Source organism: Sphingomonas sp. (assembly GCF_050725575.1).
Classification (GTDB): domain Bacteria; phylum Pseudomonadota; class Alphaproteobacteria; order Sphingomonadales; family Sphingomonadaceae; genus Sphingomonas.
This window is the reverse complement of the sequence record NZ_JBOHHW010000004.1, coordinates 121141-142633: the sequence shown is the minus strand read 5'-3', so window position 1 is coordinate 142633 and position 21493 is coordinate 121141. Positions and strand designations below refer to the sequence as shown.

Annotated in this window: 21 protein-coding genes; 11 read left to right on the top strand and 10 right to left on the bottom strand. The window is 61.8% G+C overall.

Features of this window, described 5'->3' with window-relative positions:
- Nucleotides 1–39 precede the first annotated feature (39 nt).
- Nucleotides 40–1035: a helix-turn-helix transcriptional regulator gene (locus tag ACRECS_RS04475; protein WP_431581757.1), complete on the top strand. Its 996-nt coding sequence runs from the start codon at nt 40–42 to the stop codon at nt 1033–1035.
- 41 nt (nt 1036–1076) lie between these two features.
- Here the strand turns inward: ACRECS_RS04475 and ACRECS_RS04470 are convergent, their stop codons facing one another.
- A complete protein-coding gene (locus tag ACRECS_RS04470) occupies nt 1077–1340 on the bottom strand; it encodes a DUF3892 domain-containing protein (protein WP_431581756.1) in 264 nt (87 codons plus the stop codon).
- Nucleotides 1341–1342: 2 nt separating this feature from the next.
- Entirely contained in the window at nt 1343–1558 is a 216-nt protein-coding gene (locus ACRECS_RS04465) for a hypothetical protein (protein ID WP_431581755.1), read from the bottom strand.
- 331 nt (nt 1559–1889) lie between these two features.
- Here ACRECS_RS04465 and ACRECS_RS04460 point away from each other — a divergent pair, with 331 nt between their 5' ends.
- Nucleotides 1890–2264, top strand: coding sequence for a hypothetical protein (locus ACRECS_RS04460; RefSeq protein ID WP_431581754.1), 375 nt, complete (start codon nt 1890–1892; stop codon nt 2262–2264).
- Here the strand turns inward: ACRECS_RS04460 and ACRECS_RS04455 are convergent.
- Both ACRECS_RS04455 and ACRECS_RS04450 read right to left on the bottom strand, forming a co-directional pair.
- The gene (locus ACRECS_RS04455; protein ID WP_431581753.1) at nt 2261–2983 is read right to left on the bottom strand and encodes an RES family NAD+ phosphorylase; all 723 of its coding nucleotides are present in this window, start codon (nt 2981–2983) and stop codon (nt 2261–2263) included. The two genes, ACRECS_RS04460 and ACRECS_RS04455, sit on opposite strands and share 4 nt — an antisense overlap.
- On the bottom strand, nt 2964–3353 hold the full coding sequence (locus tag ACRECS_RS04450) for an MbcA/ParS/Xre antitoxin family protein (protein WP_431581752.1): 390 nt from the start codon (nt 3351–3353) through the stop codon (nt 2964–2966). Before ACRECS_RS04450 ends, ACRECS_RS04455 begins: the two co-directional genes overlap by 20 nt.
- Nucleotides 3354–3510: 157 nt before the next feature.
- On the opposite strand from ACRECS_RS04450, the gene ACRECS_RS04445 reads away from it, so the two are divergent.
- The 6 genes from ACRECS_RS04445 (at nt 3511) to ACRECS_RS04420 (ending at nt 12516) form a co-directional block, all read left to right on the top strand.
- Nucleotides 3511–4227 (top strand): hypothetical protein, encoded by a 717-nt coding sequence (locus ACRECS_RS04445; RefSeq protein ID WP_431581751.1) that lies wholly within the window; start codon nt 3511–3513, stop codon nt 4225–4227.
- Nucleotides 4220–4657 (top strand): putative metal-binding protein, encoded by a 438-nt coding sequence (locus ACRECS_RS04440; protein ID WP_431581750.1) that lies wholly within the window; start codon nt 4220–4222, stop codon nt 4655–4657. The genes ACRECS_RS04445 and ACRECS_RS04440 overlap by 8 nt, the downstream gene beginning before the upstream one ends.
- Complete coding sequence (locus ACRECS_RS04435) at nt 4654–5127, top strand: hypothetical protein (RefSeq protein ID WP_431581749.1); 474 nt, start codon at nt 4654–4656, stop codon at nt 5125–5127. Before ACRECS_RS04440 ends, ACRECS_RS04435 begins: the two co-directional genes overlap by 4 nt.
- Complete coding sequence (locus ACRECS_RS04430) at nt 5124–6491, top strand: ThiF family adenylyltransferase (RefSeq protein ID WP_431581748.1); 1368 nt, start codon at nt 5124–5126, stop codon at nt 6489–6491. The genes ACRECS_RS04435 and ACRECS_RS04430 overlap by 4 nt, the downstream gene beginning before the upstream one ends.
- A 755-nt stretch (nt 6492–7246) precedes the next feature.
- On the top strand, nt 7247–9373 hold the full coding sequence (locus tag ACRECS_RS04425) for a hypothetical protein (protein ID WP_431581747.1): 2127 nt from the start codon (nt 7247–7249) through the stop codon (nt 9371–9373).
- A 338-nt stretch (nt 9374–9711) separates the two neighbouring features.
- Nucleotides 9712–12516, top strand: coding sequence for a DNA methyltransferase (locus tag ACRECS_RS04420; RefSeq protein WP_431581746.1), 2805 nt, complete (start codon nt 9712–9714; stop codon nt 12514–12516).
- Nucleotides 12517–12820: 304 nt separating this feature from the next.
- On the opposite strand, the gene traA is transcribed toward ACRECS_RS04420, so the two are convergent.
- Nucleotides 12821–15706, bottom strand: coding sequence for a Ti-type conjugative transfer relaxase TraA (traA, locus tag ACRECS_RS04415; RefSeq protein WP_431581745.1), 2886 nt, complete (start codon nt 15704–15706; stop codon nt 12821–12823).
- A 171-nt stretch (nt 15707–15877) separates the two neighbouring features.
- On the opposite strand from traA, the gene ACRECS_RS04410 reads away from it, so the two are divergent.
- Entirely contained in the window at nt 15878–16201 is a 324-nt protein-coding gene (locus ACRECS_RS04410; protein WP_431581744.1) for a conjugal transfer protein TraD, read from the top strand.
- Nucleotides 16158–16430: a conjugal transfer protein TraD gene (locus tag ACRECS_RS04405; protein WP_431581743.1), complete on the top strand. Its 273-nt coding sequence runs from the start codon at nt 16158–16160 to the stop codon at nt 16428–16430. Before ACRECS_RS04410 ends, ACRECS_RS04405 begins: the two co-directional genes overlap by 44 nt.
- Nucleotides 16431–16449: 19 nt before the next feature.
- Here ACRECS_RS04405 and ACRECS_RS04400 read toward each other — a convergent pair whose 3' ends face one another.
- The 3 genes from ACRECS_RS04400 to ACRECS_RS04390 form a co-directional block, all read right to left on the bottom strand.
- Nucleotides 16450–17352: a HEPN domain-containing protein gene (locus ACRECS_RS04400; protein ID WP_431581742.1), complete on the bottom strand. Its 903-nt coding sequence runs from the start codon at nt 17350–17352 to the stop codon at nt 16450–16452.
- 71 nt (nt 17353–17423) lie between these two features.
- A complete protein-coding gene (locus ACRECS_RS04395; RefSeq protein ID WP_431581741.1) occupies nt 17424–17687 on the bottom strand; it encodes a sigma factor-like helix-turn-helix DNA-binding protein in 264 nt (87 codons plus the stop codon).
- Nucleotides 17687–18580, bottom strand: coding sequence for an ArdC family protein (locus ACRECS_RS04390; protein WP_431581740.1), 894 nt, complete (start codon nt 18578–18580; stop codon nt 17687–17689). Before ACRECS_RS04390 ends, ACRECS_RS04395 begins: the two co-directional genes overlap by 1 nt.
- Before the next feature lie 515 nt (nt 18581–19095).
- On the opposite strand from ACRECS_RS04390, the gene ACRECS_RS04385 reads away from it, so the two are divergent.
- Nucleotides 19096–19308, top strand: a complete 213-nt coding sequence (locus ACRECS_RS04385) for a helix-turn-helix transcriptional regulator (RefSeq protein ID WP_431581739.1) — start codon at nt 19096–19098, stop codon at nt 19306–19308.
- A 255-nt stretch (nt 19309–19563) separates the two neighbouring features.
- On the opposite strand, the gene ACRECS_RS04380 is transcribed toward ACRECS_RS04385, so the two are convergent.
- Nucleotides 19564–20820, bottom strand: a complete 1257-nt coding sequence (locus ACRECS_RS04380; protein WP_431581738.1) for a S8 family serine peptidase — start codon at nt 20818–20820, stop codon at nt 19564–19566.
- The gene (locus ACRECS_RS04375; RefSeq protein ID WP_431581737.1) at nt 20817–21467 is read right to left on the bottom strand and encodes a hypothetical protein; all 651 of its coding nucleotides are present in this window, start codon (nt 21465–21467) and stop codon (nt 20817–20819) included. Before ACRECS_RS04375 ends, ACRECS_RS04380 begins: the two co-directional genes overlap by 4 nt.
- Nucleotides 21468–21493 lie beyond the last annotated feature (26 nt).

Genomic DNA, 21493 nt, shown 5'->3' with positions numbered 1-21493 from the left:
ATGCCAGACGACAGATCCTGTCGCATGGGAGATGGGAGGATGTCGTATCGCAACGCGATCGATCTTCTGACGATAGCTGCGCTTGCAGCATCGGCAAGGGGAGTGGGGCTCGAGGACATCGAGCGCGTGCTGGAACGCGACTACAGGACAGCACAGCGGGTGATCAGGGCTCTGAGGGAGCGCTTCCCCGAGCTCGAGGACTTCCGCGACGAGGAATCGGGCCGGACGAGATGGAAGCTGCCGCGTACCGGAATAGCACCGCTGCTGACGCCCACGGCGGACGAACTGGCTGCGATGTCGCTCGCCGAGGAGATGCTTGCGAACGGAGCGGGTGCGGATCAGGTCAAGGCGCTCCGGTCGCTCCATGCCAAGATCCTCGCGCTGATACCGGACGAGCGCAGCCGTCGTATCGAGGCGGATGAGGAGGTGCTGCTGCTCGCCCTTGGCCATGCCGCCCGGCCGGGTCCTCGTCCGATCGGTCGAGACACCATCGACGCTGCCATATCCACGGCGCTGAAGGGATGTTCCCACCTGCGAATACGGTATCGCGGCTGGAAGGATGCGTCGGCCCGGGACAGGGTGATCGCGCCACATGGACTTCTGCTGGGTGCAAGGAGGTACGTCGTGGCGGTCGATCTGGAGAAGACCGGCGGTGGCATCCAGCACTTCAGGGTTGATGCGATTGAAGAGGCGACGGTCCTGCCGGAGACGTTCGTCCGCAAGCCCGGGTTCGACCTCAACGAACATGCGCAGCGATGCTTCGGGTCGTATCAGCAGGCGGACGGCATGCACGACGTGGCGTGGCGGTTCTCCCCGAAGGCGGTTCCGCGCGCGGAAAGCTTCCGGTTCCATCCGACGCAGGTGGTCGAGAAGCAGCCGGACGGTTCGCTGCTGATCCGCTTCCGGGCATCGGGCCTGCTGGAGATGTGCTGGCATCTCTACATGTGGGGCGACGCCGTCGAGGTGCTGTCGCCGCCCGAGCTGGCTTGCATGGTCGCGGATCACCGCCGGGACGACTTCCCCTCGATGCCGTGAGAAGGCGGGGCGAGGGCTATGCCCCGGCCCGAGTGGCCCGGTCAGCAGTCGGGCAGGTCGTCGAGGTTGTTGCGCGACGTGGTATCGCGATCGGTGCGGAGGTACTTGCCAGTCGGGCCCTGCACGACCCGAATCTTCGTCTCCGGCGCGCTGGCCCAGTTCACCCAGTATTCGTGGGTGCCACACTCGATGTCGCTGATCGCGTCCGCCTTGCTGCGGGGGGACCAGTAGTCGCCGGAATTGCAGAGCTTCGCGATGTCACCCTGCGTGTTCTTGCCAGTCGCCCGGACGTATCGCTTCGCCATGCTCAAGATTCCTTGACGGTGGTGCGGGGGCTCGCCTTCCCGTGGGCGGTAGTTACGTACCGACCCGAGATGGCGCTCCGGTAGTGGCTGCCCGAGCTGCCGCTCGATCCGGCGCTTTCGCGCACGGTGGTATGCGGACTGGCGTTGCCATGCTTCGCCGTGACGTATCGCCCGCTTATCGCGCTGCGGAAGCTGCCGCCGCCTTTGCTCTTGCTCATGTCGTTCTCCGATTTCGCGGCGACTCGGTGCCGCCGCCAAGATTGAAGATGGCTTGGTCGAACGACAGATCCTGTCGTGTTTGACGGTGGGCATTGCACAGCGCCTTGCCATGTAAGGAACGCGCGCAATTTCAGCCATTTCGAGTTCAACTTTCGGTCCTGAATTCGCCGTTTTCTTAGCCCCTATCGAGATCCCGATAGGGTTCAGCGACACATTAGGTTCTGGACATGTAGCCCGTAGACCGATCCATAGCAGCGAAGACGCCCACGATTTGCTATAGTCAGACCGCTGCGTATGGAAATTTGTGGCGGCGCGCGCGTGGAGAATTCGATGCCAAAGTGGTTGAAGGCGGTACTGCACTTCTTCGTCGGCGAGCCGAACGTCCAGCGACCAGCTTCCCGAACGTCCCGGCCGACAGGCGCTGCTTCGCGCCAGCGATCTTATCCGCTCATCGGCCTCAAGGAGCATGCCGGAGAAGGTCGGCCCGAAAGGCTGCACTGGAAGGCGAGCCATCCCTCCACGATACGTCGCTTCAAGGCGGAGGTGACGTGCTCCCAAGGGCACGGCATCGCGCTTCGCGACCACACGATCGAAGCCGACGGCCGCGTCGTTCCCAGCATCGTGTGCAGGACTCAGGGCTGCGATTTCCACGAGATCGTCCGCCTCGAAGGCTGGCGGGCAGGCAGGATTCCCGCCGCGATCTAGGCGGCGAGGCAGTCCGCTTCGCTGCGCAGATGGTCCGGCTCAATCTGGGTACCTTTGTCGTCGAACGCGTAGAGAAGCGATATCCGTTCGCCGTTCCACCGATAGCGGTAGTGGACCCCCTGGAGGGTCTGCTCGAGAATCGACCCGTTCAGCACAGAGATCGCCGTCGCGCTGGGGCGTTCGATCGGGTGGAAGAGCACCCCGTCCACATCGTCCCCGATGGACTTGCCGAGTTCGCGCCCGCAGTCTCGCGCCTTCTCCGCGCCTAGGCCGCGCAGATCGACAAACCGGCCCGACAGTGGCGTCTTGAACATCCGCATGTCCAGGCCGATCGGGCCCTCCGAAGTGCAGGCGAGAAAGCGCTGACGCTTCGCCACTGAGATCGCCAGCGCGGTCTGGCGGTCAGCAGCGACCTCGAGGCACGGACGGTCGGCATCGAAAAAGGTGCTGCCGTCCGGATGGCCGTAGGCGAAGGGAGCCAGGTTCCAGTTCTGGAGGCGCGCCGAAGTGTTCGGGTCCTTGTTCTCGAGGCTGGCGATGCGAGCCTGCGACTGGAGGCGGGGGTTGGTCAGGTTCTCGATGTCGACCAGCGCGTCCAGGCGATCGTTCGCGACTAGGCCTTCATACACCGAGACTGGCGGGAAGCGGGACGGGATGAGCCGGAAGGTCTCGCCCTTCCAGGGCACGACGGGTCCGATCTCAACCACCACGCTGGGCATCCAGGAAGCTCTTCACCTTGTAGAGGCTGGTGACCTTGCCCTCGAGCATCACGTCGAGCGCGCTGGCACCGTCGAAATACGTGTTCTTCTTGCGCACCCACTCCTCGCCGCGCTCGTCGACGGTGAAGAGGATCCGCAGCGATTTCCAGATGCCGAAGATATAGGAGAGCCGCTCCTGCGTGTCGGCGGGCAGGTTGCCGCCCTCCTTCTTCCATTTGAAAAAGGTCGAACGACCGGGGGACCCTAGCAGTAGGATCTGCTCGTCGGTGGAAAGGCCCCACCGCTCGGCCATTGCGAAGAAGGCCTCCAGCTCGGCCGGAATCCCTGATCGCCCGACGACCACATGGGTGTCGGGGGCGTTTATCGCCATCTTAAATTACTCCTTGTCCATATGTGGACTTGACGCGCGATTTAGTCCCGATGCATACATCGTCCAGATCGAGACTGTTTAGGTACTTTAGTCCAGATGATTCGATCGTCAAGAGTCCCGGCGACGTGGCCGGCATTGTAGTGGAGCGAAAAACACAATGACCATCTTCGACCCCGGGCGCGATCGCGCCGCCGACGAATTCCCCATCAACGGCAAACTCATCAAGTTCGACGACGCCATCATCAGGGTGCGCGAGGCGCTCAATGCCGTCCGATTGACGCCGGCCAGCGAACATCAGGCCGTCATGATCGAGAACGGACGCACCAGCCATCTGACCACAGACGCGAAAATCGTCCTTGCTGATCATCCTCATGGTCAGCTGCGCGCTATCCTGTCCGACGAGGCCTCCGCCTTCACCGTGAATGAGATCGGGCAGATCTGGCCAAAGGATCAGATCGAGACGGACGAGTTCAACCTCATCTGGCCGGCGCCGGAGGGGCAGGACTGGGTTCTCGAGCGGAAGGACGAACCGGACGTGGTCCTCCGGCCTGGAAGCACCATCGCGTTCGGCCCGAAGGGCGTCGAGCACATCGTCTCGCGCAAGCGTCACGGCGCCGACAAGCTGCTGGTGACGGTGATGACGCTCAGCGGCGTGTTCCCGGCGGAAGGCGGGCTGCGCGTCAAGAGCGACGAGACGATCTCGTCCGTGCTGGAGAAGGCGGCGCGGAAGCTCGACCTCGCCGACACGTCGGGCTGGATTGTCAGCGTCGCAGGCAACGACATCAACGTCTCGCTGACCTTCGCACAGGCGGGCCTGACCGGTACCGTCGAACTCGACTGGATGCCGCGCGAAGGTGGTGGCGGCAATGCTTGAGCTGATCTCGCGGGCGGCGTTCGAGGCGGACGTGAGCCGCCTTGACGTCGCCGCCGTGCGTCGCTGGGGTTGGGAGATCGTGTCGGCGGAGTACCCCGTCTTCGACGTCATCTTCCACCACCCGACCGCGGCGGCGCTGCGCCTGCGGCTGGAATGCGAGCAGTGGAACGAGCTGCCCCCCAGCATCCAGCTCCTGCGTGCCGACGGCACGCCGGTGGATGCGGCGCCGTCTTCCGCGGGCAGCATCTTCCATCCGTGCCCCCATCCGGTGACGAGGCGTCTGTTCGTGTGCATGCGCGGGGTCCGGGAGTACCATACCCATGAAAGCCACCTCACCGAGGCATGGTCGAACTATCGAGGCACGTCGGGCAACGACCTCATCGGCATCGTCACCCAAATCTACCGCTCATGGAAGAAGGCAGTAGGATGACCGCGCTAAGCTGCACCACCGATACGCTCGCACGAACGATCGACATCCTGCGTGCGGGCGGCGCACGTTCCGAGGAACGCGTCGTCCTCTGGCTGGGACCCGCCTCCGGTATCCGAGAACCGATGCCGGTGACGGAGGTCTACGAGCCCGATCAGATCACCGACATCGACTATTTCAAGCTGCCGCCGGCGAGCTTGCGCGCCCTGATGACCCATCTGCGCGGCGCGCGCCTGAAGATACTGGCGCAGGTCCATAGCCACCCCGGCAGGGCCTTCCACTCGGAGGCCGACGACGAATGGGCGATCGTCCGCCATGTCGGCGCCCTGTCGCTCGTGCTGCCGGAATTCGCCCGCAACACCACGCCGGCGAACTTCGCGGAGCAGGCCGCCAGCTATCGCCTTTCCAGCGAAAACGAATGGGTTCGTGTACCGACAGGTGGGCCAGACGGATGCATCGGAGTCGTGGCATGATCAACGCCAGGCAGGAGAATGCGCGGATGCTCGCGTCGGCGCTCGGCATCGATGAGGATGCCGCATCGGCCCGTCTCGCTGGACGCATCTTGGTCACGGTGGGCGAGCGCGCTTCCTGCGGCGACTGGGCCAGAGAGATCTGCGATCTTCTCGATCGCACGATGTCGGTGACGCGGGATCCGGCAGACGAGGTGAAGGTCGAACTTATCGTCGGCGATGCCGTGCCGCGTTCGGACGCCAGGCGGTTGTACGCGAGGATCGATGCGTCGAAGGCGGTGATCGGCTTGGAACCGCCGAAGGTAGCGTCTACGGAGCCGCCTCCCCTCTTCGCGGCGATCGCGGCATGTTCGGCGGCGGCCGCGACGCTGTCTTTGGCGATCGACGCCGAGGGACTCCCGAAGGTCAGCCTTCCGATCACGGTGCCGTTCGATCAACTCGGCATCTCGCGCGAGGCTCTTGATGCGTCGATCAACCTAGACGGCGCCGTGCTCATCGGCGCGGGCGCCGTTGGCAACGCCTTCCTGCGAGCGCTGCGCCATGTCGACGCGCGGGGCACGCTGCCGATCGTCGATCCCAAGGCCGTCGGCGGCGGCAATCCGAACCGGTGCCTCTATTTCACCGAGGCGGACGTCGAGCACCCCAAGGCTGAAACTTTGGCGCGGAACGCCAGTCCCGATTTTTCGCACGTCGCGCTAATCCCCTTCAATGGGGAATTCCACGATTACGTGGCGAAGAACGGCCCTCAGCGCACTGCGCTCGTTACTGTCGACAGTCGTCGCGTCCGTCGCGCTATTCAGGCCGAAGTTCCCGGATGCGTGTTCGACGCGTCGACTACCGACATCCGGGCGGTAGTCGTGCATTCGCACCGCCAGCCGACGACCAATGCGTGCCTATCGTGCATCTACCGCCACGTTCCCGACGAGCAGGCACGGGAACGGGCCATCGCCGGCGGACTCGGGATCAGCCTGGACATGGTCAGGGAAAGTCTCATCTCCGCCGATGCGGCGGCGCTAATCGCTGGCGCCAACGCGGGGATCCAGCCGGCGGCAATCGAGGGCATGGCCTATGACAGCCTGTTCAAGCAGCTGTGCGCTGAGCAGGCGTTGAAATCCGCTGAGGGCAAGCAGGTTCTCGCCCCCTTCGCGTTCGTCAGTGCTCTCGCCGGCAATCTGCTGGTGGTCGAGATGCTGCGCGTTCAGACCGGTCTGGCAGACACCAACTACTGGCAGGTCGATCCATGGGGGTCACCCATCGGGAAGCTCCGCAGCTGTCGCCCCCGCATCGTCGACTGCGAATTCTGTTCGATCCCGCACTTCGTGGCCATCGCCGACCAGCTGTGGAGCGAGAAATCGGAGGCGGCGTGAGGAGTCGAGACGCTGGTCGCAGCAATCGAAAGACCTTTTTCTGCCAGCTTCTTTAAAGTGGCCCGTCGGCAACCGGCCCAGGTTCTGTCGTAACACCACGTCGCTCGGGCCGGCGCTGAACGTGAGCTTCTACCAAGAGCTGACGATTAGAGATCCGGGTAGGAATGACGGCTTCGTCCTACTTTTCACCGTTCCGCGTCCTCGACACGTCGCTCGCGGCGATGGATCAATCTACATGAATGAACGACCGAAGCTGGTAAGCCAGCAGATCGGCCTGAACGTCCACTTGTGGGTCTTTTCGCCTTCCACACGCTGATTGAACGGACGGGAGCTTTCTCGGGATCGCCCATCGAAATCTGCCAGGCAGCGATCTCCCCAAATACTGCCGTTCGACTCCCGTAGCGGTCACCATCGTCAAGCGGAAAATGGCGGAAATGCGCCATATCGGACGATGCGGGCAGATTGCATCCCACATTTCGTCCCACAGGATTTCGAAGCTGTTGCGGCCTCTTTTGGCACGTCTTGAGCATCTAAGCGATTCCCGCCAAGGAATTCACGGCGGCAGATGGGCCGGTTGCGGATATGCAGCATCTGGGCGGCTAGCGCCGGATAGCGGACATTTTCTCAACTGGCTGCCTCAAGGGAAGCTCTCCCCTCCTAAAGGCGCGGGGATTCCGGTTGTGAAGGTTCTTGACTTCGCCATGGCTCGGCCCGCAGACATTCTTAGAGGGGGAACGCTTCCCGACGGATCACAGATGACACTCGATATTCGTGGAAGCTTAAAGAACACCAAGATCAGTTCGAACCGCTATGTGGTTCTTGAGGAATTGATTTCCAACTCAATCGACTCCTTCCTAATCCGGCAGCACGACAATCCCGCGAAAAGGAGTCTCGAGGTCAAGCTTGTCGCGGAGATACTCTCGACGGGGCTGCTCGGCGACGGTCAGAACTTGTCCATCTCCTGCACCGACAATGGTTGCGGCCTTGGCGACGACCAGGCCGAGGCGTTTCTCACCAAGGATACGTCCTACAAGGACGACCTCTCGATCGCCGGGATCGGCAAATGCAAGGGCGCGGGCCGTATCCAGTTCTTCCATCATTTCGACCGCGTCGGCATTCGCAGCACCTACCGAAGCAACGGCAAGGTTCTGACGCGAACCCTGCCGCTCGTCGCGGCGCGCAAAAAGATCGATCTGGCGGACTTCGTCGTGAGCGGCGGCAAGGCTGAGGACATCGGCACGACCATCACATTGGATGGCCTTAAACCCGCGACGCGCGAGCGCCTCTACAAGACGGACGCGCTGGGCGAGGTGTTCTCCGCCGCCAATATGCGGCGCTACATGCTGATTGCGTTTCTGCAGCGCCTCGTCAGCCTGAAGTCCGAACTTGGCGACTTCCGCATCTCTTTCGAGACGCGATATCCCAAGGATCGGATCGAAACGGCAAGTCTCAGCGCTACGGACCTGCCGCTGGTGACGGATGTCCGAGCGGCGGACGTGGAGGAACGGGACCCACGGTCGGGAAGTCCACTCGGTAAGTCGACCAAACTCATCCTGTCGCACTACAAGCTCGACGCGAGCGTTTTCGACCTGCCGCGAAACGCGATCTCATTCTGCGCTAAATCGTCGCCGGTCCAAGACATCACGCGGCGCTATCTGCGAACGGTCACCGAGCAAAATCGCGCAGTGGACGGATTTCATCATATCGTGCTCATCGAAGGCGAGCTTCTCGATCGGCGCGTCAATGAGCAGCGCGATGGCTTTGATGGGATTCCTGACGAAATTCCGGTCGGCGACTTCTTTGCCGACGAGTCCGTGTCCTACGCGGGGATCTTCGAGCAGATCGATCCGATTATCGAAGAAATGGTATCGCCGTCCGGCTGGAGCAGGGACCAGGTCGTGGCGGACGTAACTGAGAAGTTCGGCGTCAATGCGGGCATGCTAGCCGACACCGAGACGAGGGTCGTTTATGGCGATACCCCGAAGAGTGTCGCGGAGCGCGTGCTGAGAAAATATCAGGAGCGCATCATCGCCGACACGGCGGAGATCTTCGACCTCAGGGAAGGGATCAAAAAAGCCGAGCCGCACACCGAGGACTTTCGGCAAAAGATCCACGAACTTTCTTGGAAATACACCGCGTCGCTCAAGACGATCGACATGGCAAACCTCTCCCAGCTCGTCGTGCGCCGTGCAGCGATAGTCGAAATCCTCGCACTTGCATGCGACCGCCAGCTAGAGGTCCAGGCGGTGAAGGAAGGACAGCGACGGCAGGACGAGCGTATCATCCACAGCATCTTCTTCCCGATGAAGAAGGACAGCACGGAGGCGTCCGATCACGACATCTGGCTGCTGAGCGAAGAGTACCAATATTACGAGTATATCGCCTCGGATAAGCCCCTCGCGCAAATCGAATGGGCCGATGGCGAAAAGCTGTTCGATGCGAGCATCGATGGCGAGCTGGCCGAGACGTTGCGGCGGCGCGCCGATGACAATGGCGCGATGCGGCCCGACATCGCGATCTTCGGCAAAGAAGGTTCGGCGATCATCATTGAGTTCAAGGCGCCTGGGGTCAGCATGGACGACCATATCGGCGACCTCTCAGAATATGCTCACTTGCTTGCCGCCAAATCGAATGGCCGCCTGAAGAAGTTTTACGGCTATCTAATCGGCGACACGATCGCGCCGCTACGAATGGCGGGCTGGACCCGGTTTGCAGCGGGCAAAGGCTATTTTCGCTCGACGCCGCTCGAGGATCCCGAAAGCGGGCGGAACCTGGGTGAACTCTACGCAGAAACCCTCTTCTTCGAAGATATCGTCAAGCGGGCCAGCCAGCGGATCGGCGTCTATCGCGAGAAGCTTCAGATCGATCTATCCAAGAAATAGCGGCGTAGCTTGATTGACCTAGGCGAACATCGCAGCAGTTCGCCGGATTGATCCCCTGATCGCGTCCACCGCTAGGCAATCCGAGGGACCGCTTTCAGGGGTTGTTCGCGGCTCAGAACGGCGAGTTTTTGGGGCGCATTCCAGCCCGGCAGCCATTAGGCCGGCTAGAGGCCGTCCGTTTTTAGGCTGTCTTCTCGACATAGCCGACATTTCCAGTCACCCGAGCCGGAAGGCAGTGGATCTACAGTAGTCTGCGGTCTGTCTTGAGCTTTTTGTTCCGGGTGTGGCTTTTAGCCGATCGCCGATGCAGAACGCTCTCCAAAGGAGCCGGGACATTCATGCGTCTAAGTTGGAATGAAATTCGGGCCAGAGCTGCAACGTTTGCGGCGGAGTGGGCAGGCCAAGGCTATGAAAAGGGCGACACTCAGACCTTTTACAACGAGTTTTTCGAAATGTTCGGCGTCCGTCGCCGGTCAATCGCTCGCTTCGAGAACCACGTCAAAAAGCTCGATAACAAATCCGGGTTCATCGACCTGTTCTGGCCGGGTGTGTTGATCGTCGAGCAGAAAAGTGTCGGTCGCGATCTCGTCGCTGCCTACGATCAAGCCGGGGCCTACTTCGACTCTCTGAAAGAGGCCGACCGTCCGCGCTACATCCTGCTCAGCGATTTCCAGTCGTTCGAATTGCACGATCTCGACGAGCGCCAGCACGCCTCGTTCAAGCTGGCCGATCTTCCAGCCAACATCGACAAATTCGGTTTCATCCTCGGCGTGCAAAAGCGCACGTTTCAGGATCAGGACCCTGTAAACATCAAGGCCGCAGAGCTTGTCGGGAAGCTCCACGATGCTCTAGAGGAGTCAGGCTATACCGGCTACGACCTTGAACGGTTTCTCGTCCGCTTGGTGTTCTGTCTGTTTGCCGACGACACGGGCGTTTTCGAGCCGCGCGGAATATTCCTCGAATTTCTAGAGACCCGGACCAACGAGGATGGATCCGATCTGGGCGGCTGGCTGACCAAGCTGTTCGAGGTTCTCGATACCCAAGAGGACAAGCGTAGCAAGAATCTCGATGAGGACTTGGCCCAGTTCCCCTACGTGAACGGCGACCTGTTCAAAACGTCAACACGCATCCCGGACTTCAACCGGTCGATGCGCGAAGCCCTCATAGAAGTTTCTGCTTTCGACTGGTCCCCTATTTCGCCCGCAATCTTCGGATCGCTGTTCCAGTCTGTGATGGACCGAGCAGAACGGCGACGGCAGGGTGCGCATTATACAACCGAGAAGAACATCCTCAAAGTCATTGGGCCGCTCTTTCTTGACGAGCTGCGGGCCGAATTTGAGCGGCTAAAGGCCCTGCGCATCGCCAAAATTGCAAGGCTCACGGAATTTCAAGAAAAGCTGAGCAAGCTGCGATTTCTCGATCCCGCCTGCGGTTGCGGCAACTTCCTTGTCATCGCCTACCGCGAGCTTCGCCTGCTCGAACTCGACGTCCTCACCGAGATTTTTGCGGGTAAAGACCAGCTCATCCTAGACGTCTCGGCGCTTTCAAAGGTTGACGTTGATCAGTTTGCGGGCATCGAGATCGGCGAGTTTGCGTCGCGCATCGCGGAGACGGCGATGTGGATGATGGATCACATCATGAACTCACGGCTCTCCCTCGCATTCGGCAAGAGCTACGTCCGCATCCCGCTTAGGAAGTCGCCTGTGATCCGGCATGACGATGCTCTGAATGTGGCGTGGGAAAGCGTCCTGCCGCCTGACGAGTGCACGCATGTCCTAGGAAATCCGCCCTTCATCGGGCATGCATTGCGCGACGATGACCAGAAAGCCGGTATGCACCGGGTCTGGGGCCGCGACGGTCAAGTCAACCGGCTCGATTATGTTACCTGCTGGTTCAAGCTCGCGACCGACTACGCCCAGAAGAATCCCACAATTAAAATCGCCTTCGTTTCGACGAACTCGATATGTCAGGGCGAGCAGGCTTCGATCCTGTGGCCCCCGCTTTTCCGGTCGGGGGCACGGATTTTCTTCGCCCACCGCACGTTCCAATGGCTCAGCGAGGCACGAGGCAAAGCAGCGGTTCACGTCATCATAGTCGGGCTCGATTTCGACCGCGATGGATCAAGGCAGATATACGACTACGACAATGTGAAGGGCGATCCTCACATGTCGATCGTTCCGCAGATCAACAGCTACCTAATCTCCTCCCCGCAAATATTCATCACCGCACGGGGCCGCCCGCCCGCCGGGATGCCCAAGTTATTCCAAGGCAGCAAGCCTGCGGACGGCGCACGGCTCAAAGGCCCGAACGGGAAATACGTCACGACGAGCAACCTGATCCTTGACGAGGAAGACCGGAAGGCTGCGCTCGCCCGTGAGTCAGGCATCGCAAAATGGCTTCGCCCATATGTTGGCGGACAGGAGCTTATTTCCGGCGAGTGGCGATGGTGTCTTTGGCTGAAAAACGCCACGCCGGCGGAGCTGAAATCCTCGCCCGAGATTCAGGAACGCCTCGCCCGCGTCAAGAACGGAAGGCTGCAGAGCCCAACGGACAGCGTTCGGGAATTTGCAGCGACGCCTTGGGTCTTTACGCAGGACCGACAGCCGTCATCGTCCTATCTGGCGGTCCCAGAGGTGTCGTCGGAGACTCGAGAATACATTCCCATCTGCGTTCTCGACGAGAATGTGATTGGGAGCAACAAGCTCCTGATCCTGCCTAAACCAGAACTCTGGATCATGGCGGTGCTGACATCGGCCATGCATATGGGTTGGATGCGGACGGTCGCAGGCAGGCTGGAGAGTCGCTACAGCTATGCGCCAAACGTCTATAATTCCTTCCCGTGGCCCGTCGTCGATGATGCCGACAAGGCAAAACTAGACGCGTCAGCGAAGGCTATTGTGGCCGCGCGGGAAGCATGCGCCCCCGCGACGCTGGAGGACATGTACGACGCCGGGGGCATGCCGGTGGATCTACGCAAGGCGCACAAAGCGAATGACCGACTGGTAGACAGGCTCTATCGAAAAGAGAGTTTCGCCACCGAGCGCGAAAGGGTCGAGCATCTGTTCAACCTATTCCAGACGCGATCTGCGCCGCTCGTGGCTGCCAGTGCGAAACAGAAAAGGAAGTCCGGCAAGAAATCCTGAGCGCCGGATTCCACGTATGCCAACCGACGGCGAGACTCGACGAAATGACGCGCGTGCGCCGATGCAGCCGCACGAGGCATTGCGTCTTGGCACGAATTCGGTAGGCTTGCCAGCGCCTCAGCCGTTGAAATTCCTACGAAATTTCGCTGACGCGACGGCAACCCCGGCAGAGCGAGGGCGCAATTTCTCGCATTTCTACAACCACATGCGCCCTGACCGACGGCGGCGCTTTTATCTCGCCTTCGATTTGAACCTCAGGATACCGGGCAGTTCGCAGGCCTAGGTTGAGCCCGCGACCACCTGCTTACATCCCGATTTCAAGCCCCCTGCTCCGGCCATGACCAACGATATCGGCGAGGCTTTGGCTAATGCTGCGTCCTGGTACCTCCGGCAGGCCGAGCTGCGCCTTACGATTGCGAAGGATGGACTCAACCTGCGGGTCACGTTCGAGGCTCTTGGCCATGCTGATCATGCGGTCGCCCACCGCATTCGCGCGCGTGGTCTCGTGATCGCGCAGCAGGAGACGGCGTTGCCGCTCCAGCGCCTGCCAGCGTTGGACGAAGGTGTCGGCCCGGAGTTGCGGGTCGACACGCAACTCCGCTTCAAACTGCATAGCCCGAATGGTCGCTACGGTCCGTCCCTCGGCCGCTTCGTGGATTAGACCAAGGTTGTTACCGAACGCTGTTTCCAGGTCTGGGGCGGCATGCGGCCGGATCGCGTTTAGCGCTGCGCGACTGGCTGCAACCTCCTGGCGCTGCGCGGCGGTGTAGGGATCACCGACACGGCGGGCGTGCCGCACGTCGCGGACGATCTTCGCGTGTCGCACAACCGCAGACGCCACCGACGTTGAACGATCAAGGACCGGTGCCTTGACCGGCACGGTGGATTTCGGTGCGACCATACCCAGGTCTAGCCCGGCGAATGGATCACGCGTCGGGGCGAGCTTGGCTCGCTCCGTCGCTGGCTCTGGCAGCCGTATCTGCCGTCGGTCGGCGAAGTCGCGCGTGTAATCCGAGGCCATGTCCTTGGCCCGATCGCGCGATAGTGCGCGGACGAGCTTCGATGGTTCAGCGAAGTCGTCGCGACCATAATGAAGGTCGACATGATCGCGGTGCCGCGACAACGCGACGTAGGCGGCGTGCCGATCAAGCCCCGGTGTCGCCAGCACAAGTGCCCGATCGACGGTGACGCCCTGGGCTTTGTGGATCGTCGCGGCGTAGCCGTGATCAATCTGCGCATAATCCTTGAGATCGAACGCCACAGCGCGGCCGTCATCGAGCAGCACCGCCATGCGCGCGGTCGTGACGCTCTGCACGATGCCAAGCGAACCATTCTTCACGCCCATGCCGCGCTCGTTCTTGAGGAACATGACGCGGTCGCCAGCTGCGAACGTCCGCGGCCCTCGCTCTGCCCGAAGCGTTACATCCTCACCAAGCTGCCCGGCAGCACGCATCCGATCGCGCGCGGCTTGGTTGAGCGCCTGCACCTCGTCATTGGCGTGGGTGAGAATGATCCGCGTCGCTGTCGGCACCGCGGAACGATCGCGGTCCCAGCGATCGACCAGATCGGAGCGGGCCTGCTCGCGGGTCTCGGCGGTTCGAATATGGCCATGCGCCTCATAGGCGAGCAGCGCCTCGCCAGTCCGGCCGGTAGCGAGGTAGCGTGTAGCGTCGCGCTGCCAATCCTCGCGCTGGCGGCGGATCTGGGTGATCTCGACACTGCCATGCCGTTCGGCGATCGAGCGGAACGCGGCGCCGGCCTCGATCGCCTGAAGCTGTTCGGGATCGCCGACCAACACGACCTTGGCGCCGCGTTTCTCGGCTTCGGCGATCACGCGCTCCATCTGCCGCGTTCCAATCATGCCAGCTTCGTCGATCACCAGCACATGGTCGCGCGACAATAGCTCGCGGTCCTGTGCCCATTGGTGCTCCAGGCTGGCGATGGTGCGCGACTGGATCCCCGAACCGCTTTCCAGATTCTCGGCGGCGATGCCCGACAACGCCAAGCCCTGGACCTGATAGCCGGCGCCCTCCCATGCCTCGCGGGCAACCCCGAGCATCGCCGACTTGCCGGTGCCGGCATACCCAATGATCACACCGAGCCCTTGGCTCTTAGTCACATGGTCGAAGGCGCTGCGTTGCTCGTTCGACAGCACCAGCTCACGCATTTCGGCGCGTACGAGTGCGAGTTTGCGATGCTGCTCATCTATGCCGTGCCGCCGACCTGCTTCCAGCTTCACGGTGGCCCGCTCAAGCCGCTTTTCGGTCTCGATCATGGCGCGGCTGGTGAAGCGGTCCTGCCCGCGTCCGTCTTTGCCCAGCGCGATCAGCTCCGGTGAAGCGCGGACCGCCGCCATCACGGTGTCGAACTGGTCCTTGCCGTCGCTATGCCGGTGCACGAACATGGCCAGATCGCGGGTGGTGAAGGTCGCCTGGGTGCGGGTGATCGCATCGAGCGCGATGCGCGGCTCGGCGATAATCTTCTCACCGTTGGATCGCGCGATTTCACGATGCTCGTCGACGCGTTCGAGCTCCAGCCCCTTCGCCGCCATCCGCGACGCAGCAGGGCCGACCTTGGGCTGCGGCTCGAGGTCGATCCCCTGCGCCTCCAGGGAGCGATGATCGACCCGCGCTTCGATATCGAGTTCGGCGAGACGCGTGTTGACGTGGTTCGCCCAGGCTTCGCGCCAATGGTTGAGAAGATCGGTACGGTTCCAGTCGCGCACCTTCGCGCCGAAGCCGCCCTCCCCGACTTCGCGGGTCGTCAGCATCACATGCGCATGAGGCTTGGGCTCGCCATCGGCGCCGATGTCCCAATGCACATTGAGGTCTGCGATCATCCCGCGGGCGACGAACTCCCGCTCGACGAAGTTGCGCGCCAACCGAATGCCTTCGGTTTGGTCCAGCTCGCGCGGGATCGCGAACTCCACCTCGCGCGATAGCTGCGCGTCCTTGCGCAACTCGACCCCCTCGACCGCATTCCAGAAGGTTTCCCGATCGCGGAACTGCTCCGGCGCACCTTCGGGGAGCATCACTTCGGAGTGAACGACACCTGCCTTGTTCGAAAAGTCGTGGTGGCGGTCGAGGCGCCGATCGTAAAGACGGGATGCGGAGCGATAGGCGGCGGACGCGAGTGCGGACGATCCGTTGGCGCGCGAGATGATCTTGGCCGAGAAGTGGTAGATCGCCATGGCGGCAATCCACTTACACTACAGAAGCTACGTCGGCACGACGTATAAGCGCGCCCTCGAAAGATTTCATCAATCTCGGGACACGGTAATCCCAAGAGATTTCAGCGCATTGCGACTGATCGATCAATTCGATAACTGGTTCGTCCAACCGATACAATGGAAGGAAGGACGATGCGCAAACCCCGCGATTTCGATGCCGAGGTGAAGGCGCTGAACGACAAGGCCAAGCGCCTGAAAGACCAGAAACTGCACCAGCTCGGCGAACTGTTGATCGCATGTGGCGCCGACGCGCTGCCGGTCGAGCAACTGGCCGGTGCGCTGCTTGCCGCGGCCGAAACGAAGGACGCGGCGACAATGGAGGGTTGGCGCAAACGCGGCGCGGCCTTCTTTCAACGAACAGCGCGCAACACTGGCAGCGGCACTTACCAGAACGCGCGCGGCAACCCGGCAGGTGGCAGCGGCGCTGAACCGGCTGCGCCTGCGGATCGCGCGTAACGACAAGCGCACTTGGGTTATGAAGCGTCGCGAGCGAACACGCCAATTGATCGAGCTTGGCGGCCTCGTCGCCAAGGCAAGGCTTGTGGATCTTACCGACGATGATCGCGCAGTGATCTTCGGCGTGCTGGTCGAAGCCGCGGCGACGCTGCGGGGCGAAGATCGCGAACAGGCGCTGGTGCTTTGGCGGCGGCGCGGAAAACGCGCGTTCGTGGAATCCTCGATCTAAATTTGCGAGTGCAGCGCGATCAATCGCGATGCGCGAGCCGCTTTTCGCACGCCTCTTTCACCAGCTTCTGCAGCAGCTCGATCCGCTCGGCGAGCCATTCCAATTCTGTCGCCGTGATCTTGTAATGTGGCGAATAGCGCGCATTGACGTACGCTTGCTGGAGCAGCTCAAAACAGCGCCGTCCGAACTTCGTATCGCGTGGCCAGACCTGGATCAGATCGAGCACCAGCGGCTCGGCCTGGCTGCGCAGGAAATTCAGCTTGTGCGACTTCGGGCTGTAGAGAGTCAGCGTCAGCAGCACGCAGTGATAAAGGCGCTCGGCCATTTGATGCAGCAGAAATGCAGCGTCACGAGGCTTATTGCTCTCGATATAGAATCTCGCACCGAGACGAGCGCTTTCAGCCTGCTCGTACCAATAATCATAGTGCTTTTCGGCCTCGGCTCGCGCGTCATCCTCTGACAACGGCTGCGGTGTCGCGAACGGGTAATCTCCGGCCTCATAGAGTGCGATGCCTTGCTCGATGGCATCGATGAAGAACGGACGGCCATGAATCAGATGGTCGTTCACTTCGGAAAGGCTGTGCACAATGAAGGTGACCGGCGCACTGATGCGCTTGGAGATCGTCACCTCACGCAGGAGATGGTCGTCGGCCTTGGCCCAATATTCGGCCGGATCGGTCAGCCGCTCGTCGCTGACCACGACGAGAATATCATAGTCGGAATAATAGCCACCGACCGGATCCTCGACCCAGTCGCCGCGCGCGTAGGAGCCGTAGAGGATGACCTTGAGGATGCGGCCCTGCTTCTTCCATTTCTGGGTGGCAAGCGCGGTCGCATCCTCGAATTCTGCAAACAAAATCTGCACGACGCGCTCGAGGTCGCGCCGTTTCCTGTCGGGGAGATGATCGAGATCGGTTCGCATCGCAGTTCATCCTAACGGCACGATCGCGGTTCGGACAGCCTCGCCAGCAAGGCGGCGAGGCTGTCCGAACCTCAACGCTGGCTCCTCTCCTTGATACATCGGAACAGCCGCCGCCAGGTCGCCCCGCCAACCTGCGCATCGACAATGTGCATCAGGCTTTTGGCAAAATGCCGCTCCACCTGTCTGACGCTGAGCCCGGTTCGCTCAGCGATTTCCGGATAGGCCAGGTTATCGAACCGGATCGCGAGGAAGATTTCGCGCTGTAGCTTCGGCATCCGACGTAGCGCCCGTTCCAGTCGCGCAATAGTCTCGGCGTCGCTCAACTCTTCGCGCATCACACCCCCTCCTGTGCGAAAGCGAGCAAATAGTCGGCAGCCTTGCTGGCAGCGCTCGCCGCGCGGAAGATCGCCTTCTCATCCTCGCGCAACACGGCCAGCCAGCTGCCGATATAATCGGCGTGGCGTACGGTCGGCGCGATCGACAGTGACGCACAGGCAAAGGCGCTCGCCATTTCCGCGACAAGTTCCTCGCGCGCATAATCGCCACTGCCAAACCCGCCACGCTGATTGCGATCCAACCGGCTTCGATGCCCGGTCCAGTGGCCAAGCTCGTGCAGCGCAGTGCGATACCAGTTGATCGGCTCATGGAATGCGGCTTGCGGCGGTACCGCGACAAAATCTGCGCCCGGCGAATAATAGACTTGCGACCCACCGACCCGGAAGTCCGCGCCGCTTACCTCGATCAGTGCCTGGACCTGCGGCAGAATATCCACCTCGGCAGGAAGATCGGGCGTACCGGTCAGCGCCTCGGGCAATCCCTCGCACTGATCGACATTGAACACTGTGAAGCGCTTGAGGAACGCAACCTGCCGCGCATCGCGATCCTCGTCCCGTGCGCGCGCTTCCTCACCTTTCGGCGTGAAGCGATCGGCATAACAGACCACCGTTCCCTTCTCGCCGCGCCGAACAGTGCCGCCCGCTGCCTGCGCTTGCCGGTAGGTCAGCCAGCGCTGCGAGGTATAGCCGCCGTCAATGACCGCCGCCCACAGGATCAGCACGTTGATCCCGGAATAGCGCCGCCCGGTCCCGGCATTATGTGGCATGGCGCAACCGCACGCCGCACTGTCCCACGGCTGCACCCATGGCAGCTGCCCTGCCTCCAGCTCGGCGATTACCCGCGACGTCACCTCGGCATAGAGGCTCTGCCGGTTATTCTCGATCCTGCTCATCTTCCTTACTCCCAACCACCGCAGCCGGCGCCGGAATGGCGGGTGGGCGGCAGGAGTGGACCGACAGTCCCGCGGATAAAGGTGGGCCGCACCCGCCAGGGCCGAAACGAAGAGTAGGACTCCGGCGCAGCCGGAGTTGCGGCACGCCGCGGCGGGACTAAGGGAAAGCGACGCCCACCCCGCCAGTTCGAGTGCCGGAGGCACAACGCCATCGCGCTCGCGCGATGTCCGCACGCCGGAGCGAAGCTTCGGCCCGCGTCATGCGATCGTCATCCGAATGGACCGAGACGCATGATGTGCGACTCGGCGACGCGACAGCGGCGTAGAGCGCGGTCACGCCAAAGGCGTGAGACGCCCTGGGATTCCGACCTCAAAAAATCGTCCCTACGCCAGAGTGTCTTTTTGGGCTCTGTGCGGCGCTATGCGGTGCAACTCGGATCTGGCCCACTTGCGTGCTTCTTCTCGATCCCAATCCTGTTCGCGGGGCGCCAAAGCAACGCAGACAGGACCATATCATGACCACCGACACGCCCGACCGTATCCTTCGTCTGAAGACCGTCCTCCAACGTACCGGGCTCAGCCGCTCAACGCTTTATCGCAAAGTCGATCAAGGCACGTTTCCGGCACAGGTACAGATTGCCGCCCGCTGCGTCGGATGGCGAGAATCCGCTGTGGCCGATTGGATGCACAACCCAATGTTCTACAGCGTCGAGGACGCTGCTAGGTAATCAGCCGCCAGCTGAGTCCCAATTATCGCCGCTTTACCTCTACTTCCCAAGCCGCCGTCACCAATCAGCGTCGTTGCGGGCATTCGTCGCATTCCTGAAGAGTTGCTCTGTCTGCCTACCGAAATAGAACTTTCCCGACCTTCCAGAATATTCGTGGCTGGGGTTCGGTCGGCAGCGTTGAAGATGCAACGAAGGCGGACGACCGCGGATGAGGACGTGCTGTCTTCGGGCGCAGTACCATGTTCCTCGTAATACCTATCGACCCGTAGGCAACCGGAACAATCCTGCACCAAATATTGGGTCGCGCCCACGAGGGCCGAGGTCGAGCGCCGCATCAGTAATGATTGAGCGCGCCTGATCGGGACGGTGATCGCGCGCGCAGGCGTCGAGATGCATCAGCGCGCCGCCGACGCTTGCTGCCGCAAACGATGTCCCCGACATGACGCGATATCCGCCGGGCACCGCGGCCAATTGTGCGACTCCGACGCCCGCCGTGCTGATGGCATTCCCCCGACTGGCGTAAGCATAGATCGAAAACCGTTCATCGACCGCCGTGATCGCGAAACTGGCCCGGTGCGAAGCCGGGAAGGCAACTGGTGTATTCGGTCCGCCATTGCCGACGGCGGCCACGACGCAAATGCCGCGCTGATGCGCCACATCCAGTAGTTGAGCGAGGAGGGGGTTCTCGTTGCCACCAAAGGCGAGCACCAGGACGGCGGGCCGCTGCAGGACAACGGCATTCAATGCCTTGGCTACGTTGCTGGTCACGCCGATCGTGGCACCACGGGCATCTTGGCTGAAAGCGGCGGCGTTGAACAATTGGGCGCCACGGGCGGACCCGGTTACGCCGCGTTGCCCGACCAACAACGACGCAACGGCGGTGCCATGAACACCAGCATTCGCTGCGACGCCGAAGAACGATTGATTGGCGCGCACTGCCTTGAGCGGTTCGACCGAAAAATCGATCGGCGTGTCGATCATGGCGATTGGACCACTGACGCTATCGGGAGGAATTCGTGCCGAGGTGAACCAGGCGGGGGCCGATGCCGGTTTGCTCTCGCCGCGACCCATTGTTTGATAGATCGTGTTCGGGACGACCAATTGGACGGTATTGATCGCGCGCAGCCGCGCGGTTGCGGTTTCGGCGCTGTCGCCGAACCTCAACCTTACCACCGCCATTACGGTATCAAGCGACTCCAGCGGCCAGGTTTCGGCAAGTCCGACCTGAGCGCGATCGGCGATCCGGCGCGCCTCCGCCGCGTCCCCTCTTATCGTGATGATCAACTCGCCATTCACCGCCGCGTCCACCGGCTGATCCATCTGTTCCAACACCGGTGGGCGGCGTTTCTTGCCAAGTGAGATCGACAATCCGATGCCGCCTAACCCAATGCCGCGTCTGGGTTGCGGCTCCACCGGCTGTTGGGCTTGCCCATTCACCTGCGCATATGCCGGACCGGCATCCGCGCCGATCAAGCAGCCGATCGCCAGGGCAAGAAATAGCGATGCTCTCACTTGGCTTTCCCGGCAAAAGACACCAATGACGATTGCCGTAGATGGTCGATCGTGGCGTCGAGCTTGGCGGGAGACACGCCTTCTTTCAGCCTGAGACCGAGCATTCCGGCGCTGGGCGCCGCGACAACGCGCAACTGCTCGCGTTCGAACAAATTGGTCAGATCATCCCAGCGCGTGGTGTGAGCTGGCCGGAGCAGAATTTGTGGCGTCACTTCCACAACACCTTCGTCAGGTCCCGACAAGGTTTGATACTTCTGTTCGGCTGCCGGCCGGGCCATATACCCGATTACTCCGGTCTGGACCGTGATCAGTGCCATCGCGGCCATAGCAAGGGCACCGCGCAGACGAGGCGAGCCGAACCGGGAGAAAAAATCGGTGATGCTGGAAAGCTGCCTTGTCGGTCGCACCGGCTCCGCTGCCGGAGTCACCGGTGTTTCGGCGTCGATCCGCTCGAGCAACCGAGCCAACCGATCACCGGTGGCGGGCCGATCCGGTGGAGCCAGCGATGCGGCCCCAATAGCCAGCAAATCTCGTTCACGCCGAATGCGAGCCAGAGTGTCACGCAAACCAGGATCGCCGGCAAGCGCTTGCTCGACGCGTAACCGATCGTCTTCTGCGAGTGACCCGGTTGCATAGAATGGCAACAACTCCACTATATCCTGCAAGGAGCGGG

Coding starts and splice junctions, on each gene's coding strand:
- traA (WP_431581745.1), bottom strand. CDS start 15,706: ATGGCGATCTACCACTTCTCGGCCAAGATCATCTCGCGCGCCAACGGA.
- ACRECS_RS04445 (WP_431581751.1), top strand. CDS start 3,511: ATGACCATCTTCGACCCCGGGCGCGATCGCGCCGCCGACGAATTCCCC.
- ACRECS_RS04460 (WP_431581754.1), top strand. CDS start 1,890: ATGCCAAAGTGGTTGAAGGCGGTACTGCACTTCTTCGTCGGCGAGCCG.
- ACRECS_RS04385 (WP_431581739.1), top strand. CDS start 19,096: ATGACCACCGACACGCCCGACCGTATCCTTCGTCTGAAGACCGTCCTC.
- ACRECS_RS04430 (WP_431581748.1), top strand. CDS start 5,124: ATGATCAACGCCAGGCAGGAGAATGCGCGGATGCTCGCGTCGGCGCTC.
- ACRECS_RS04410 (WP_431581744.1), top strand. CDS start 15,878: ATGCGCAAACCCCGCGATTTCGATGCCGAGGTGAAGGCGCTGAACGAC.
- ACRECS_RS04450 (WP_431581752.1), bottom strand. CDS start 3,353: ATGGCGATAAACGCCCCCGACACCCATGTGGTCGTCGGGCGATCAGGG.
- ACRECS_RS04475 (WP_431581757.1), top strand. CDS start 40: ATGTCGTATCGCAACGCGATCGATCTTCTGACGATAGCTGCGCTTGCA.
- ACRECS_RS04400 (WP_431581742.1), bottom strand. CDS start 17,352: ATGCGAACCGATCTCGATCATCTCCCCGACAGGAAACGGCGCGACCTC.
- ACRECS_RS04440 (WP_431581750.1), top strand. CDS start 4,220: ATGCTTGAGCTGATCTCGCGGGCGGCGTTCGAGGCGGACGTGAGCCGC.
- ACRECS_RS04420 (WP_431581746.1), top strand. CDS start 9,712: ATGCGTCTAAGTTGGAATGAAATTCGGGCCAGAGCTGCAACGTTTGCG.
- ACRECS_RS04395 (WP_431581741.1), bottom strand. CDS start 17,687: ATGCGCGAAGAGTTGAGCGACGCCGAGACTATTGCGCGACTGGAACGG.
- ACRECS_RS04390 (WP_431581740.1), bottom strand. CDS start 18,580: ATGAGCAGGATCGAGAATAACCGGCAGAGCCTCTATGCCGAGGTGACG.
- ACRECS_RS04470 (WP_431581756.1), bottom strand. CDS start 1,340: ATGGCGAAGCGATACGTCCGGGCGACTGGCAAGAACACGCAGGGTGAC.
- ACRECS_RS04465 (WP_431581755.1), bottom strand. CDS start 1,558: ATGAGCAAGAGCAAAGGCGGCGGCAGCTTCCGCAGCGCGATAAGCGGG.
- ACRECS_RS04425 (WP_431581747.1), top strand. CDS start 7,247: ATGACACTCGATATTCGTGGAAGCTTAAAGAACACCAAGATCAGTTCG.
- ACRECS_RS04435 (WP_431581749.1), top strand. CDS start 4,654: ATGACCGCGCTAAGCTGCACCACCGATACGCTCGCACGAACGATCGAC.
- ACRECS_RS04455 (WP_431581753.1), bottom strand. CDS start 2,983: ATGCCCAGCGTGGTGGTTGAGATCGGACCCGTCGTGCCCTGGAAGGGC.